14 protein-coding genes are annotated in these 14,686 nt (G+C 64.9%); 7 read left to right on the top strand and 7 right to left on the bottom strand.

The window, feature by feature from the left end:
- Positions 1–77 precede the first annotated feature (77 nt).
- From Q0C23_RS07790 to thiL, 7 genes are all read right to left on the bottom strand, one after another.
- The gene (locus Q0C23_RS07790) at positions 78–785 is read right to left on the bottom strand and encodes an anti-sigma factor (protein WP_291511802.1); all 708 of its coding nucleotides are present in this window, start codon (positions 783–785) and stop codon (positions 78–80) included.
- Positions 757–1,317 (bottom strand): sigma-70 family RNA polymerase sigma factor, encoded by a 561-nt coding sequence (locus Q0C23_RS07785; RefSeq protein ID WP_291511801.1) that lies wholly within the window; start codon positions 1,315–1,317, stop codon positions 757–759. Before Q0C23_RS07785 ends, Q0C23_RS07790 begins: the two co-directional genes overlap by 29 nt.
- A gap of 87 nt (positions 1,318–1,404) precedes the next feature.
- The gene (alaS, locus tag Q0C23_RS07780) at positions 1,405–4,047 is read right to left on the bottom strand and encodes an alanine--tRNA ligase (RefSeq protein WP_291511800.1); all 2,643 of its coding nucleotides are present in this window, start codon (positions 4,045–4,047) and stop codon (positions 1,405–1,407) included.
- A 30-nt stretch (positions 4,048–4,077) separates the two neighbouring features.
- A complete protein-coding gene (locus tag Q0C23_RS07775; RefSeq protein ID WP_291511799.1) occupies positions 4,078–4,560 on the bottom strand; it encodes a regulatory protein RecX in 483 nt (160 codons plus the stop codon).
- Entirely contained in the window at positions 4,557–5,600 is a 1,044-nt protein-coding gene (recA, locus tag Q0C23_RS07770) for a recombinase RecA (protein WP_291511798.1), read from the bottom strand. Before recA ends, Q0C23_RS07775 begins: the two co-directional genes overlap by 4 nt.
- A gap of 137 nt (positions 5,601–5,737) precedes the next feature.
- Positions 5,738–6,562, bottom strand: a complete 825-nt coding sequence (locus Q0C23_RS07765; RefSeq protein ID WP_291511797.1) for a CinA family protein — start codon at positions 6,560–6,562, stop codon at positions 5,738–5,740.
- The gene (gene thiL, locus Q0C23_RS07760) at positions 6,552–7,565 is read right to left on the bottom strand and encodes a thiamine-phosphate kinase (protein ID WP_291511796.1); all 1,014 of its coding nucleotides are present in this window, start codon (positions 7,563–7,565) and stop codon (positions 6,552–6,554) included. Before thiL ends, Q0C23_RS07765 begins: the two co-directional genes overlap by 11 nt.
- Before the next feature lie 103 nt (positions 7,566–7,668).
- Between thiL and gluQRS the strand changes: the two genes are divergently transcribed.
- The 7 genes from gluQRS to hflD all read left to right on the top strand — a co-directional run bounded on the left by gluQRS (position 7,669) and on the right by hflD (position 14,637).
- Positions 7,669–8,613 carry a tRNA glutamyl-Q(34) synthetase GluQRS gene (gene gluQRS / locus Q0C23_RS07755; RefSeq protein WP_291511795.1) on the top strand — a complete coding sequence of 315 codons (945 nt, stop codon included), beginning with the start codon at positions 7,669–7,671 and terminating at the stop codon, positions 8,611–8,613.
- Positions 8,614–8,665: 52 nt separating this feature from the next.
- Positions 8,666–9,451 carry an MBL fold metallo-hydrolase gene (locus Q0C23_RS07750; protein WP_291511794.1) on the top strand — a complete coding sequence of 262 codons (786 nt, stop codon included), beginning with the start codon at positions 8,666–8,668 and terminating at the stop codon, positions 9,449–9,451.
- A 28-nt stretch (positions 9,452–9,479) separates the two neighbouring features.
- Positions 9,480–9,824, top strand: a complete 345-nt coding sequence (locus Q0C23_RS07745; RefSeq protein ID WP_291511793.1) for a hypothetical protein — start codon at positions 9,480–9,482, stop codon at positions 9,822–9,824.
- Positions 9,825–9,873: 49 nt separating this feature from the next.
- The gene (gene sfsA, locus Q0C23_RS07740; RefSeq protein WP_291511792.1) at positions 9,874–10,572 is read left to right on the top strand and encodes a DNA/RNA nuclease SfsA; all 699 of its coding nucleotides are present in this window, start codon (positions 9,874–9,876) and stop codon (positions 10,570–10,572) included.
- 18 nt (positions 10,573–10,590) lie between these two features.
- On the top strand, positions 10,591–11,400 hold the full coding sequence (map, locus tag Q0C23_RS07735) for a type I methionyl aminopeptidase (RefSeq protein ID WP_291511791.1): 810 nt from the start codon (positions 10,591–10,593) through the stop codon (positions 11,398–11,400).
- A 68-nt stretch (positions 11,401–11,468) separates the two neighbouring features.
- On the top strand, positions 11,469–13,982 hold the full coding sequence (gene glnD / locus Q0C23_RS07730; RefSeq protein WP_291511790.1) for a [protein-PII] uridylyltransferase: 2,514 nt from the start codon (positions 11,469–11,471) through the stop codon (positions 13,980–13,982).
- Positions 13,983–13,986: 4 nt separating this feature from the next.
- On the top strand, positions 13,987–14,637 hold the full coding sequence (gene hflD / locus Q0C23_RS07725; protein ID WP_291511789.1) for a high frequency lysogenization protein HflD: 651 nt from the start codon (positions 13,987–13,989) through the stop codon (positions 14,635–14,637).
- Positions 14,638–14,686 lie beyond the last annotated feature (49 nt).

Raw genomic sequence — 14,686 nt, 5'->3', positions numbered from 1 at the left:
AGGGCGTTGCGCACCATCACCACTTACGCAGGCAAAGCATCGTTGGATGCAGGTGGCGATTGCAGCACACACTCCATTCAGGAACGTATCAGATAGGCCTTGAACAAGATGGGTCCGGTGGGCTGGCCGGTGGGCGATCCACCCGCGGGCTCCATGGTCACCGCTACCAGTTCCACGGATTGCATGTCGATGTGATCCGGCGCCGGCAGTATCGGCGATTCACTGGGCTGTGTGGGCAGCAGTCCCATGGAGATGGGTTTGCGATGCGGCACCAGTGCCCAGAGTTGATAACTGTGTCCCTGCGGTAGAGCGACATTTTCCAGGGTGCGCAGGCGCATGTCGTGGGCATTGGCTCGGATCACCCAGGTCGGCTTGCCCTGCGCGTTGGTGAGCACCGCGGTATAGGGCATCTGTGGCGGGGTCGGCCAGAACCAGACCACCAGCAAAGCCACCGTCAGGGCCGCACTCAGAGCTGGCCACCAGGAAGCCCGCCACCAGCTCTGGGCCGGTGCCGTGGCCATCCTCGCCGGACCTGTGTGGCCCGGCAGTTGGGCCTGTACGGCATGCCATACGCTCGCCGGCGCCGGCCGCGCGGGTCCCGTCAGCGCCTTTGGCATCAGCGCGTCTTCCCATCGTGCAACGATACGGGCAAGCCAGGGCCGTTGACGCAGCATGTGCGCGAAGCGTAGGCGTGCCCGTCCCTGCAGCGTGCCCAGCACATAGCTCGCGGCCAGCAGCTCGGCCAATCTTGGGAATTTACGCAGCTCCATGTTCCAGACACTCACGCAAGGCCAGCAGTCCTCTTCGAATCCAACTTTTCACGGTGCCCAGAGCCGTCCCTGAAAAATGCGCCACCTCTTCGTAGGTGGCAGCGCGATAAAAGGCCTGGGAAATGGCTTGGCGCTGATCTGCGGGAAGCTGCGCCAGACATTCCTCCAGCAGTTGTCGCTCGCGGGCGCAGGGAGCCGAAGCCTCCTCTGCAGAGAAATCCGCCCGTTCCCAGTCCGGCTCTTCCCACTCCGGCAGATCTTTGGGCAGGCGCCGCAGAAAATCGATGGCCTGATAGCGCACGATCGCGGCCGCCCAGGCCAGTGGCGAGCGTCCCGCTTCATAGTCTGCCGCCCTTAACCAGATCTTCAGGTAGGCCTCTTGCAGACATTCTGCCGCCTTGCCTTCCTCCCGTAGTATACGCAGAGCTACTGGGTACAGATGCGCGGAACTACGATCGTAAAAGCGCTTGAAGGCCCGCTGATCGCCTTGGGCGGTGGCGAACAGCAGTTGCTCCAGCTCTTCTGTATCTTCGGCAGACCTGCTCATTCCGGGCGAGTTCCTCGTTGACTCCGCAACCTATGTTCCGGAGCATACCCACTGCTGCAGCTCTGCACCAGTTGCACGGTATGGATCTCAGGCGGAGGACAGCCGCTGGCCGAGCCACTCCCGTGCCAGGGCAAAGGCTGCTGCCAGCCGCTCCGGATGCTCCGCTCCCGCCTGCGCCAGATCGGCGCGACCGCCGCCCTTGCCACCCATGACTTCCGCCACCGCGTGCACCAGAGGACCGGCTGCCACCTTATCCGTGAGATCCTTGCTGACGGCGGCGATGAGCGCCACCTTTCGGTCCTGAATTCCGGCCAGCAGCAGCACCCCATGCGGGATCTCGCTGCGCAGGCGATCCACCAGCTCGCGCAGACCCTTGCCATCCACGCCTTCGATCTGCTGAAGGAGCACGGGTACCCCGGCGATGGCCTCGGCGGCGGATGCCAGGCGCTCCCCGGCCTGCGCCGCCAGCTTCTGCCGGAGGCGCTCGAGCTCCTTTTCCAATTGCCGTTGACGCTCGAGGGTCTGTGCCAGACGCTGATCCAGTTCCGCCGGAGCGACCCGCAAGAGTGCCGCGGCCGCCCGAAGACGCTGTTCATCGGCCTGCATGGCGGCAACGGCGGCAGCACCGGCAACGGCCTCGATGCGCCGAATGCCCGCAGCTACACCGCTTTCCGAAAGGATCTTGAAGCAGCCGATGTCACCGGTGGCGTGCACGTGGGTGCCACCGCAGAACTCCAGGGAGTAGTCGCCGAGGCGCAGGACACGGACCTCTTCACCGTATTTCTCGCCAAACAAAGCCAGGGCACCGAGAGACTGAGCCTCCGCCAGAGGCAGCACCTGCACATCGGCGGCGACATTGGCGCGTATCGCGGCATTGACCCAACTTTCCAGACTCTGCAGCTCGGCCGGTGTGAGGGGCTCTGGATGACTGAAGTCGAATCGCAGCCGGTCGGGGGTCACCAAAGAACCTTTCTGCTGCACGTGACTGCCGAGCAGCGTGCGCAACGCCGCGTGCAGCAGGTGGGTAGCAGAATGGTGGGCGGCGGTGGCGGCGCGCGCCTCGGCATCCACCTCGGCGTGTAAGATCTGGCCGGTGTGCAGTTCTCCCGACTCCAGCACGCCTATGTGCAGGTGCAGGCTGGCTACGGGTTTCTGGGTATCTTGGACCACGAAGCGCAGTCCGGTGGCGTCCGTCAGTATGCCACGGTCTCCCACCTGACCGCCGGACTCGCCGTAGAAAGGGGTCTGATCGAGTATCACGCTACCGGTCTCGCCCGTGCGCAGCACATCCACTCGCTGCCCGGCGCGAATCAGTGCCAGCACCCGACCGGCGCCACTACAGCCGCTGTAGCCAAGAAATTCCGTCGCGGGCAGTTCCATGGCCAGATCGTGGGTGAGGCGGTCGGCCTTCACCTCACCACTGCCCACCCAGGCCGCGCGGGAACGCTGGCGCTGTTCCGCCAGAGCCGCCTCGAAGCCCGGCAGATCCAGGGCCAACCCGCGTTCGCGCGCGATATCGGCCGTCAGATCCACCGGAAAACCGTAGGTATCGGAGAGGCGGAAGATGACCTCGCCGGGAATGGGCGCACCGGCGGGCAGACGGCCGATGGCATCCTCCAGCAGCTCGAGGCCGCGCTCGAGGGTTTCGCGAAAGCGGGCCTCCTCCCGTTGCAGCTGGCGTTGGATGTCTCGCTCCGCGCGCCGTAGCTCCGGATAGGCCTCGCCCATGACCGCCGTCAAGGGCGACACGAGACGGTGAAAGAAGATATCGCCCAGTCCCAGTTTACGCCCATGGCGCACAGCGCGGCGAATGATCCGGCGCAGCACGTAGCCGCGTCCCTCGTTGCCGGGCAGGACCCCGTCGGCCATGAGGAAACTGCAGGCGCGAATGTGATCCGCCAGTACCCGCAGACTGGTGTCCGTCGCCGGATCCGCACCGTAGACCGTGCCGGAGATCTCCGCAGCCGCCTGGATGAGGGGCTGGAAGAGATCGGTGTCGTAGTTGTTGTGCACACCCTGGAGCACGGCTGCCAGGCGCTCGAGGCCCATGCCGGTATCGACGGAGGGTTTGGGCAGCGGCGTCAGATGCCCGCTGGAGTCGCGATCGTACTGCATGAAAACCAGATTCCAGATCTCGATGTAGCGGTCGCCATCGGCATCGGGACTGCCGGGCGGGCCACCGGCGATCTCCGGGCCGTGGTCGTAGAAGATCTCGGAACAGGGACCGCAGGGGCCAGTGTCGCCCATGCTCCAAAAGTTATCCTTCTCACCGCAACGGGAAAAACGCGCCGGATCGATCCCCATCTCCTTCAGCCAGATGTCCTCGGCCTCTGGATCCTCTTCGAAGACCGTCACCCACAGTCGCTCTGGCGGCAGGCCGAGAACCTCCGTGAGAAAATTCCAGGCATAGGCGATGACCTCGCGCTTGAAATAATCGCCAAAGGAGAAATTGCCGAGCATCTCAAAGAAGGTGTGGTGGCGCGCGGTGTAACCCACATTTTCCAGGTCATTGTGCTTGCCGCCGGCACGCATGCAGCGCTGTGCCGACACCGCCCGGCTGTAGGGCCGCTGCTCGAGGCCGAGAAAGGTGTCCTTGAAGGGCACCATGCCGGCGTTGGTAAAGAGCAGCGTGGGGTCATTGCGGGGTACCAGGGGGCTCGATGGCACCACCTCGTGGCCGCGAGCGGCGAAATACTCGAGAAAGGCTTGGCGAATGGCTTGGGATCTCATGAGGCTTCCAGTCTGGTGATGATGGTGGTTTCAGTCCGCCGGGAATTCCGGTTGGTGATTACCGTAATGCGCACGCAATACGGCAGCGATGATCTCGCCGGGAAAACCGCGCGCCTGCAAAAAGCGGACGCGCCGCCCCCAATCCTTGGGCGAGGTCGGCGCCTGGCTGCCGAAACGCTTTTCCAGGGCGAGGCTTGCGACTTCGCGCCAGTCGGTATCGCCCAGGAGCGCATCGTCATCCACCCTGGCGCCGGCACGCTGCAGATCGTGGCGCAGCCGCCAAGGACCGAAACCCCGCTGCCGGGTGCTGCGCAGGCGCGCCTCGGCATAGCGCGCATCGCTCAGCAAACCCTCCGCCTCCAGACGGTCCAGGACAGCATCCACCAAAACTTGGTCCGCACAGGAACGCAGCAGCAGCCGGCGCAATTCGGTCCGGGCGTATTCCCGTCGTGCCAAGTGGCGCAGTGCCCGGGCCTCCAGGGCCGCCCGAGTCACCGCCTCGGATCCCGTCAATCGCCGGCCTCGGCAGCGAGCCCCGGCCCTTCCTCGGCAAAGGCCAGGGGATGACCGCTGGCGGCCGCCCGAACCCGTTCCTCGATCTCCTTGGCCATCTCCGGTCGCTCCTTGAGGAACTGGCGGGCGTTGTCCTTACCCTGCCCGATCCGTTCGCCCTTGTAGCTGTACCAGGCACCGCTCTTTTCGATGATGTCGAACTTGACCCCCAGATCCACCAGCTCCGACAGGCGCGAGATGCCCTCGCCGTAGTAGATGGCGAACTCTGCCTCGCGAAAGGGCGGTGCGACCTTGTTCTTCACCACCTTCACCCGGGTATCGCTGCCCAAGACCTCATCGCCTTTTTTGATGGTGCCGATACGGCGGATGTCGAGACGTACCGAGGCATAGAACTTGAGGGCATTGCCGCCCGTGGTGGTTTCGGGGCTGCCGTACATCACCCCGATCTTCATGCGGATCTGGTTGATGAAGATGACCAAAGTGTTCGTGCGGGAAATGTTGGCCGTGAGTTTGCGCAGGGCCTGACTCATGAGGCGGGCCTGCAGGCCGACGTGGGAGTCGCCCATCTCTCCCTCGATCTCGGCCTTGGGCGTCAACGCCGCCACGGAATCCACGACGATGAGATCCACGGCTCCGGAACGCACCAGCATGTCGGCGATCTCCAGCGCCTGCTCGCCGGTATCGGGCTGGGAGATCAGGAGATTCTCGAGATCCACACCCAGTTTCTGGGCGTAGCTGGGATCGAGGGCGTGTTCGGCATCGATGAAGGCAGCCGTTCCGCCGCTGGCCTGACAGCTGGCAATGGCGTGCAGGGTGAGGGTGGTCTTGCCCGAAGACTCGGGGCCGTAGATCTCCACCACGCGTCCGCGCGGCAGACCACCGACCCCGAGCGCAAGGTCGAGGCCCAGGGAGCCCGTGGAATACACCTGGATATCCTTGACGGCACTTTGCTCGCCGAGGCGCATGATCGCACCTTTGCCGAACTGCTTGTCGATCTGGGACAGGGCGGCGGCCAAGGCCTTGCTGCGATGTTCATCCATGGGTCACTGCTCTCCTATGCGAGGGACACGCCAAGCGCCGGGCTCCGGCAGCCCGACATTGTGCCAAACGTTCGCAGCATTCTAACCGAGGCGCCGACAATGACCAATGGACGGATGGCCAAAGGCGGGGACCGCCCTCAACGCGGCATCAGCAGGGCGATGAGATTGCCGAGCGCCACGCTGCCGGCAGCATACTGCACGGCCCAGCGGTCTCCGGGAAAGTGGTAGACGGCGGCTTGCCCGGGCTCTCCCCGTCGCCCCCAGGCGATGCAGACGGTGCCGATGGGCTTGCCGGGGACCGCGCCTCCCGGACCGGCAATACCACTGATGGCCAGGGCCAGATCGCCGAAGCGCAAGGCGCCGGCCAGCATCTCCAGGACCACTGCCTCGGACACGGCGCCGTAACGCTCCAGGGTCTGCGTCTGGACGCCCAAGAGGCTTTCCTTGGCAGGGTTGGCATAAGTGACGAGCCCAGCCTGCAGCACTGCGGAGGAGCCGGGCAAGGCGGCGACGCGGGCGGCCACCCCACCGGCGGTGCACGACTCCGCGGTGGCCAGGGTCAGCCCACGACTGTGCGCCTGCTGCAACAGTGCCCACTCCGGAGGCGCGAGGTCCAGGGCAAGACCGCGGTCCTGGCGCCAATCCTCTCCGGGCAACCGCCGCGTGCCATCACCAAAGTCGCTGAGGGGCATCGTCGACAAGGGCCAGTGTTCCTGCGCCCACCGAGCCAGAGTCGGCCAGTCCAGAGGATCGAGTACGTGGCGATGGGGGCTGCCATCCTGCCACCTGCGGTATTCCGGGAAATCGCCCAGCGCCAGGGCAAGACCGGAGACCTCGGGCAGCCGCTGCACGATTTCCAGGCGGACCCGCCAGCCTGCCTGCTCCCCCCAGCTCGCCAGGCGCTGGGCATGCGGCAGCTGGGCCGGTCGCCAGGGCAAGAAAATCCGGGCCTCAGAAGACATGTTCGTGCCCCCCGTGCCCCTCTACCTGTTGGACATGCCCGCGCCAGCGCAATTCGATGCCTGCGCTCGCCGGCACGATCTCACCGACGCGCGTCAGGGGCGTGTCCGTGGCACGACCGATATCGAGCAAGGCCTGCTCCAGCTCCGGAGCGGTGCAGAGGATGAGCTCGTAGTCGTCGCCGCCCGTCAGCGGCCAACGCTGCCAGGCCGACCAATCCTCGCCCAGGGCAGGCCGCAGGGCGCTGCTGACGGGCAAGGCATCGACATCGACACGCGCCCCCACCCCAGAAGCCTGAAGAATGTGACCGAGATCGGCGAGAAAACCGTCGGATATGTCCTGGGCGCAGCCGACCCCGCAGCCTGCCGCCGCCTCCCCCAGCGCCACACGTGGAGAAGGACGCAGCCGACGCTGCTCCAGTGCGTCCTCGGCCTCGGCGCTCAAACCCTGAGGCCTGCGTGCCGGCAGACCACGCCGGGACCGTGCAATGTCCAATGCCGCCGCCGCATCGCCGAGGCTGCCGCTGACCCAGATCCCCTGGCCTGGGCGGGCGGCATCCCGTCGCATGGGGGCTGGCCGCTGCGCCCCGAGAAGGACGACGGTGATGGTGAGGGGGCCGTCGGTGGCGACAGTATCGCCACCGATCAGTCGCAGTCCCCAGGGAAGGGCCATGGCACGCCAGCCCGCGATGAACTCGTCCACCCACCGGCCCCAGTCTTCGCCATGACCCGCCGGCAGACTGAGGTTCAGTAGTGCCCAGCGGGGTGTGGCGCCCATGGCGGCAAGGTCGCTGAGATTCACTGCCAGGGCCTTCCAGGCAAGGTCACTGGCCGCCACGTCGGCAAAGAAGTGCCGACCGGCTACCATGGTGTCGCTGCAGACGGCCAGCGCTTCCGGACAGCGTACCACCGCCGCATCATCGCCCATACCGATGAGCAGATCGGGGTCCGCCTCGCCCAAGGCCTTCCGGAGCACTTCGATGAGGCCAAACTCGCCCAGCTGCATGGTCTACCCTCCTCCTGTTTCACCCGCGATCCCGGACACCACTGCCATCCAGGAAGGCTCGCCCCCTCTTGGGCGAATCTCCGCACCATTCTATAGTGGCACCATGCCGCTTCCTTCGCAGCCATTGCAAGCTGGGGATGGGTCCCGACCGCCGGCCCGCGGGCGCTTTGCACCCACCCCCAGCGGCCCCCTCCACGCGGGCTCCGTCCTCGCTGCCATCGGTAGTTATCTCTCCGTCAAGGCTATTGGTGGGGAGTGGTATCTGCGCATGGAAGATCTGGACCGACCGCGGCAGAAGCCAGGTGCTGCGGCCACGATCCAGCGCCAGTTGGAGCGCCTCGCTCTGGAATGGGACGACGCGGTTCTCTGGCAGTCTGAGCACCGGGAGCGCTATCGCGCTGCGCTGGATTCGCTAATCGCTGCGGGAGCCGCTTTCCCCTGTGGCTGTAGTCGTGCTGCCCTGCAGCAAAACGCTGGACACTGTCCCTGCCGAGAACGGTTGCCCGTAGCAGCACGCGCGTGGCGGCTTCGCCCCATGGAAATGGCTACAGCGGTCTGGGAGGATCGCTGGCGTGGCCCACAAATCCCCCCGGCACTGCGCCCACCTCCGGCGCTGTTACGCGCCGATGGTATCGTGGCCTACGTGCTTGCGGCGGTGGTGGACGACGGCTTTCAGGGAATATCCGAGGTGGTCCGCGGTGAGGATCTTCTGCCCTTGACGGGCGTGCAACGACAGCTTCAAACGCATCTCGGTCTACCGCACCCTAGCTATGCCCACCTGCCGCTACTGCGCGATGAACGGGGCCGCAAGCTCTCCAAAAGTGCCGGTGCACCGGCCTGCGACACGCCACCGGAGCAGGCCTGGGAGGCCAGTCTCCGCTACCTTGGCTGGGATCTGCCGAAAACCTTGCAAGGTGCGGATGCCAGGACCCTGCGGGATTGGGCGCTACAGTGTCTGCGTGAAGGCGCCCCGCTCTGGCCACGCGCTCCCAAAGCCCGGACCTCGTCAACGGGACCTAGGGAAGGAGACTCGCCATTCCAAAAATAGTACGTTAGAATCCGCAGATGTTTTTTATTAGAACCCAGCGAGCTAGCCTTCCATGTCTACCGTACTGTACGCCGATGCGTCTCATAAATGTGTCGCTTTCACCGACCTCGTCGAAGGTGAAGGGATTCAGGCCAATCAGTTCCTCATCGTGCACGAGGGTGAGGGCATGCTGCTGGACCCGGGCGGCAATCTGACCTACAAGCACCTTCTGGCGGGCATGGCCGAGTATTTCCTGCCATCCCACCTGGATTATGTCTTTGCCTCTCACGAGGATCCCGATATCGTTGCCTCGGCCAACGGCTGGCTGCTCATCACCGAGGCCAAGATCCTCATCGCCGACGAATGGACCCGTTTCCTGCCGCACTTCTGTACCAAGGGTATGACCGCAGGCCGGGTCATCGGTATTCCACCGGCGGGTATGTGGATCGATCTGGGAGGACAGGAGCTGGCCATCGTGCCCGCCCACTATCTGCACGCCGTGGGTAATTTTCAGATCTACGACCCCGTCTCGCGCATCCTCTTCAGTGGCGACGTCGGTGCCAACCTCGTTTCCGGTGACGCGGCAGCCCAGGCCATCGAGGGTGCTGAGGCCTTTGCCGCGCATCGGGCTGCATCCGGTATGGACGGTTTCCACCGCCGCTACATGGGGGGGCGCAAGGTCTGCGCCTTGTGGGCGGAGATGGTGCGGGGCATGGACGTGGAATGGATCGTGCCGCAGCACGGCGCCTCTTTTCGCGGCAAGGAGACCGTTACTGCCTTTCTCGACTGGTTCTCCGGACTCGACAGCGGCCCCGACCTGGTCGATGCCGGCGATTTTCATTTCCCGCCTCCCCGTTGACCGCACCCCTCGCTGCAAGGAGCCTGTCATGTCCCCTGAAGCATTCGACGCACTCTACCATCGCCTGCAAGAGCACTGTCCCGAGCTCCTGGGCCTCGCCCTCATCGCGGGTGATGGCACACTGCTCCTGGAGCAAGGACGCACCGTCGGCGACCCCCGTCTTATCGGTATTGTCGGCGCTGCTTTGGCGCGCCTGGGCGAGCACATCAGCGAGGAGCTGGGGCAGTGCCGCCGGCAGGAAATCGGGATCCGATGTCAGGAGCACCGCGCTTTGTTCTACCCCCTTAGCGGTGATCGTATCCTGATGGCGGTAACGCCGGCGGCGGTGATCCTTCCCGAAGCCTGCACCGCCTTGATCTGGGGCAAAGACTGAAAGGCGCTTGCAGGGGACAGGCTCCCGTCCCTGGGGCTATACTCGGGACATGCAACTGCCCGAGTTGACCTCCGCCACCCTGCTGCGGCGCTATCGTCGTTTTTTGGCGGACTGTCGTCTGGAGGACGGCCGGGTGGTCACCGTCCACTGTCCCAATTCCGGCAGCATGCGCAGCTGCGCCACGCCCGGTCAGCCGGTGCTGCTGTCGTACCAAGCATCGGCACGTCGCAAGTACCCCTGGACCTGGGAACTCTATTGGAGTGGGGCCAGCTGGGTCTGCATCAACACCCAACGCCCCAACGCCATTGTCGCCGAGGCCATCGGCAACGGCCGGGTCCCGGAACTGGAAGGTTATCCGCAGCTGCGGCGCGAAGTACCCTATGGCGACCGCGCCCGTATCGACATGCTCCTGATGGGCGGCGACAAAGCTCCGGCCTTCGTGGAGGTGAAGTCCTGCACGATGCTGGATCCGGACGGGGTGGTGCGCTTCCCCGATGCGGTGTCCCTGCGCGCACGACGCCACCTGGAGGAGCTGGAGAAAGTGGTGGCGACGGGCGCGCGCGGGGTGTTGTTTTTTCTCATGGGTCGGGAGGATGGGCAAGGCTTCGCGCCAGCGGCCAGCATCGATCCGCACTATGCCGAGGCCTTGCGTGCTGCCCGTCGCAAGGGCGTGGAGATCCTCGCCTACCGCAGCGAGGTCAGTCCTGATAGAATAATTCTAGATGCGGCAGAAACCCTACTTTTATAGCCGCGCGAGGAGTTTTTCATGTTGCGTCGAAGTCAGGAACGCCCCCCCGTTCACATCCACAGCCCGGCTGAAATCGAGAAGATGCGGGTCGCCGGCCAGCTCACGGCCCAGGTGCTGAAGATGATCGCTCCCTACGTGCAAGCCGGCATCAGCACGGGCGAGCTGGATCGTATCTGCCACGATTACATCGTCAACGAACTCGATGCCATTCCTGCCCCTCTGAATTATCAGCCGAGCCCGGAATATCCGCCCTACCCCAAATCCGTCTGCATTTCCCTCAACCACGTCATCTGCCACGGTATCCCCGGCGATCGGATTCTGAAGGATGGCGACATCCTCAACATCGACGTGACCGTCATCAAGGACGGTTACCACGGCGACAGCAGTAAGATGTTTCTGGTGGGTAACGTGCCGCTGAAGGCGCGGCGAGTGGTGGAGGTGGCGCACGAGAGCATGGTGCGGGGCATTGCCCAAGTCCGTCCGGGGGCAACCCTGGGCGATATCGGTCACGCCATCCAGAGCTACGCCGAAGCCCAGCATTGTTCGGTGGTGCGCGAGTTTTGCGGGCACGGTATCGGTCGCGTCTTCCACGATGAGCCGCAGGTGCTGCACTACGGCAATCCCGGCGAGGGATTGCGTCTGGTGCCGGGCATGACCTTTACCATCGAGCCCATGATCAATGCCGGCAAGCGCCACATCAAGGCCCTGCCCGACGGCTGGACCATCGTCACCAAGGACCACAGCCCCTCGGCCCAGTGGGAACACACCATTCTGGTCACGGAGGATGGCCACGAGGTGCTGACGCAGCTGCCGGGCGATCCCCTCTGAAAGTGACTACCACGCAGGCTCCGGTGCCGAGTTCGGCGCCGCGTTCTTCGGCGGGAAGGGATGCCGCGGTGGCTGCATCCCCGGTACGAGCGCGCCTGCGTCAACGGGCCCGATGGCACGACCAGAGCTTGCGGCAGTTGTGGCGCGAGGCCAATGCCGGGCGCAGACGCCACGATGCCTGTCTCATTGCCGTGGGCGGTTATGGCCGGGGCACGCTCTTCCCTGGTTCCGATCTGGATCTGCTGGTACTCGTGGATGCGCGCGACGATCCCGAGCGGGATGCCTTCGTCAGCCGCTTTTTTACCCTGGTCTGGGATCAAGGCTTCCCCATCGGCCACAGCGTGCGCAGTGTGGCGCAGTGCCTGGCCGAGGCGCACGCCGATCTCAGTATTGCCACGACCCTGCACGAGATGCGCTTTCTCGCCGGCTCCACCGTTCTGTATCGTGCCTTGCAATCCGATCTCGAGACTCGCCCACCCTGGGATCCCCTGGCCTTCTACGCGGCCAAGATTGCCGAGCAGGATCAGCGTCATAGGCGCTTCTCTGACACCGCCTATCACCTGGAACCCAACATCAAGGACGGTCCCGGTGGACTGAGGGACGTCCACCAGTTGCTGTGGCTTTCCGCGCGGCTTTTTGGAGAGGCTCGTCTTGCGCCGCTCTGCCGGCAGGGCCTGATGCGTCCGGCGGAATATCGCCAACTCCTGCGCGCCCGCGCGTTTTTGGAAACCCTGCGCGAACAGCTGCACCTGTGTGCCGGCCGCGGCGAGGATCGTCTGCGCCTCGAGTATCAGGAGCCTCTGGCGAGACAGCTCGGCTTCCACGGGCGCGGCGAGCGCAGCGCTGTAGAACGCATGATGCAGCGGCTCTACCAGGTCTTTGCCGACGTTCTGCGCGTATCCGCTATCGTCCAGGAGGCCATCGGTCACTTCCTGAGCGAGGGGCGCCACCTATCGGGGGGCGCCGCGGAGAGGAGCCCGTCCCAGGCTTTATCGTTGCCGGAAGCCGTGGCACCCCCCCTGGCGCAGCTGCTCGCAACGCTCGCCCAGGTGGCGGAGCGCAAGAATGCGGATGCGTTGGAAGGCGGCCTCTGGCGTGATGTCCATGCCATGCGGGGTCGCTACCATGCGCGCGATCTGACCGGCGACCCCGCGGCACGCGCCGTCTTTTTAGAGGCTCTGCGCGATCCGGTTCGGGCCGCCCGCTTTTTGACCCTGCTCCACGATACGCGGCTGCTAGGGCGCCTGCTGCCGCCCTATCAGGCCATTACCGGCCTGATCCAGCACGATCTCTTTCACGTCTACACCGTGGATCAGCACACGCTGTTCGTCCTCAAGGAGCTGGCACGGCTGTGGCAGCAAGGGGACGATCCCCTGCTCGCACAGGCGCGCGCCCGGATACCGCATCCGGAACTCCTGGTGCTGGCCGCTCTCTTTCACGACATCGCCAAGGGACAGGGAGGCGATCACTCCAGCAAAGGGGCAGAACTTATTCAGCGATTTGCCCACGATATGCATCTCGAGCCGGATGCCGGGGCACTGCTGGTCTGGCTCGTCCACAACCACCTGCTCCTGTCTACGGTGTCGCAGCGCCGGGATCTGGAAGATCCGCAGGTCATCCGCAACTTTGCCGAGCGCATGGGCAATCAAGGCCACCTGGCCCATCTGTTTCTGCTGACCATCGCCGATATGCGCGCTACCAACCCGGACCTATGGAACGATTGGAAGGCGAGCCTGCTGCGCAAGCTTTTCGACGCCACTTGGACCGCCCTGGAGGGGGGCGATGCCGTTCTTGCCGACCACGGCCCTGTCATCCGCGCCCGACAAGCGGCGGTACTGGCGGAACTGGACGCTTCCGCGCGGGAACCGATCCTGGAGCTGTGGCAGGAGATGCGGTCCGGCTACTTTCTGCGCTACCGAGCCGATGAGCTGCTCTGGCAGGCGCAACAGATCAGCGCACACCACGGTCGGGGCTATCTGGTACGTCTGCGGGATCACCCCGTGGAGGGCAGTGAAATTCTCATCTACGGTCCCGACAAGGCCGGCCTTTTCGAGGAGATCACCGCTACCCTGGATCGGCACTCCCTCAACATCCTCGATGCCCGCATCGACACCAGCCACGACGGCCGTGTCCTCGATACCTTCGTAGTCCTGGACGAGTCGCATAACTATGCGCGTCCCGCCGCGGCACAGGAGATGCTGCGCCGGGACTTGCGCGCCGTCCTGCATGGTGAGGTCCCGCGCAAACCGCACTTCGGTATGCGCCATCGCGATCTGCGCCACCGCTATTTTGCCGATCTGCCCCTGGAACTTTTCGTCGACAACGACACCCTGGCGGAAGATACCCTGCTGGAGATCCGCGCGCCGGATCGGCTCGGGCTTCTCTATCGCGTAGGTGGCACCCTGCGCCGGCTGGGCTTCAACATCTTTGGGGCCAAGGTCTCTACCTTTGGGGAAAGCGTGGAAGACACCTTTTTCATCCGCAACGCCCAGAACCGCAAACTCCGTACCCATGAGATCGAGGCGCTCACCACGGCGCTGAGGGAGGCTCTCGGCAGCGACGGGGCCGTGACGGAGGCTTAGGGATATGGCGATGCTCACGAATCCGGCGCGACGCGCCGACCGCACCCTGGCCCTTGCCGGCATCCTGCGCGCCGCCCAGGAGGTGCAGGACGCCGCTCGCCGCGGCATCCACGACAACAGCATGCTCGGCTACTGCGTGCAAAGTATCCTCAGCCTCGAAGGCCGGGACAGCGCCGCCGTGCTCGGCGGATTGCCAAGCCTCAGACGCGCTTTGCAGGGTCTCTGCCCGCTGCTCCAGCGCGGCCCTGGCAGTGCCGAGGAGGCGGAACAGATGCGTTATGCCCTGTCGCTGGCCAAGCTGGGCAAAGCCTTGACCCACCACCACGGCGCCACCGAGCGGGTCCGCCGCGGCATAGACGAGGCCCGACGCCAGATCGAACATTTCGGCGACCCGATCCACCCCAGCGTGCTGGGGGGGCTCGCCAATACCTACGCTGAAGGCATCGGCATACTCTCACCACGGATCATCGTCAGCGGCGAAAGTCGCTTTCTCACCCAGGAAGAGGATACGGTGCGCATCCGCACCCTGCTGCTGGCGGGCGTGCGCGCCGCGGTGCTCTGGCGTCAGGCCGGTGGATCCGTCTTTACGACCTTCTGGGAGCGCGGTGCTCTGTGTCTGGAGAGCCGCGATCTCCTGGCGCATCTGAGCTCCTGATTCCGGTCGTGATCCCGAGGGGCTGCCGGAGGGATGATTTAATTCACCG

Source organism: Acidithiobacillus sp. (genome assembly GCF_023256195.1).
Lineage (GTDB): Bacteria > Pseudomonadota > Gammaproteobacteria > Acidithiobacillales > Acidithiobacillaceae > Acidithiobacillus_A.
The sequence above is the reverse complement of the archived record's forward strand: the minus strand, read 5'-3'. Positions and strand labels throughout refer to the sequence as shown.

Coding starts and splice junctions, on each gene's coding strand:
- alaS (WP_291511800.1), bottom strand. CDS start 4,047: ATGAGATCCCAAGCCATTCGCCAAGCCTTTCTCGAGTATTTCGCCGCT.
- gluQRS (WP_291511795.1), top strand. CDS start 7,669: ATGCCGCTTCCTTCGCAGCCATTGCAAGCTGGGGATGGGTCCCGACCG.
- thiL (WP_291511796.1), bottom strand. CDS start 7,565: ATGCAGCTGGGCGAGTTTGGCCTCATCGAAGTGCTCCGGAAGGCCTTG.
- Q0C23_RS07750 (WP_291511794.1), top strand. CDS start 8,666: ATGTCTACCGTACTGTACGCCGATGCGTCTCATAAATGTGTCGCTTTC.
- hflD (WP_291511789.1), top strand. CDS start 13,987: ATGGCGATGCTCACGAATCCGGCGCGACGCGCCGACCGCACCCTGGCC.
- Q0C23_RS07765 (WP_291511797.1), bottom strand. CDS start 6,562: ATGTCTTCTGAGGCCCGGATTTTCTTGCCCTGGCGACCGGCCCAGCTG.
- Q0C23_RS07785 (WP_291511801.1), bottom strand. CDS start 1,317: ATGAGCAGGTCTGCCGAAGATACAGAAGAGCTGGAGCAACTGCTGTTC.
- Q0C23_RS07745 (WP_291511793.1), top strand. CDS start 9,480: ATGTCCCCTGAAGCATTCGACGCACTCTACCATCGCCTGCAAGAGCAC.
- recA (WP_291511798.1), bottom strand. CDS start 5,600: ATGGATGAACATCGCAGCAAGGCCTTGGCCGCCGCCCTGTCCCAGATC.
- map (WP_291511791.1), top strand. CDS start 10,591: ATGTTGCGTCGAAGTCAGGAACGCCCCCCCGTTCACATCCACAGCCCG.
- sfsA (WP_291511792.1), top strand. CDS start 9,874: ATGCAACTGCCCGAGTTGACCTCCGCCACCCTGCTGCGGCGCTATCGT.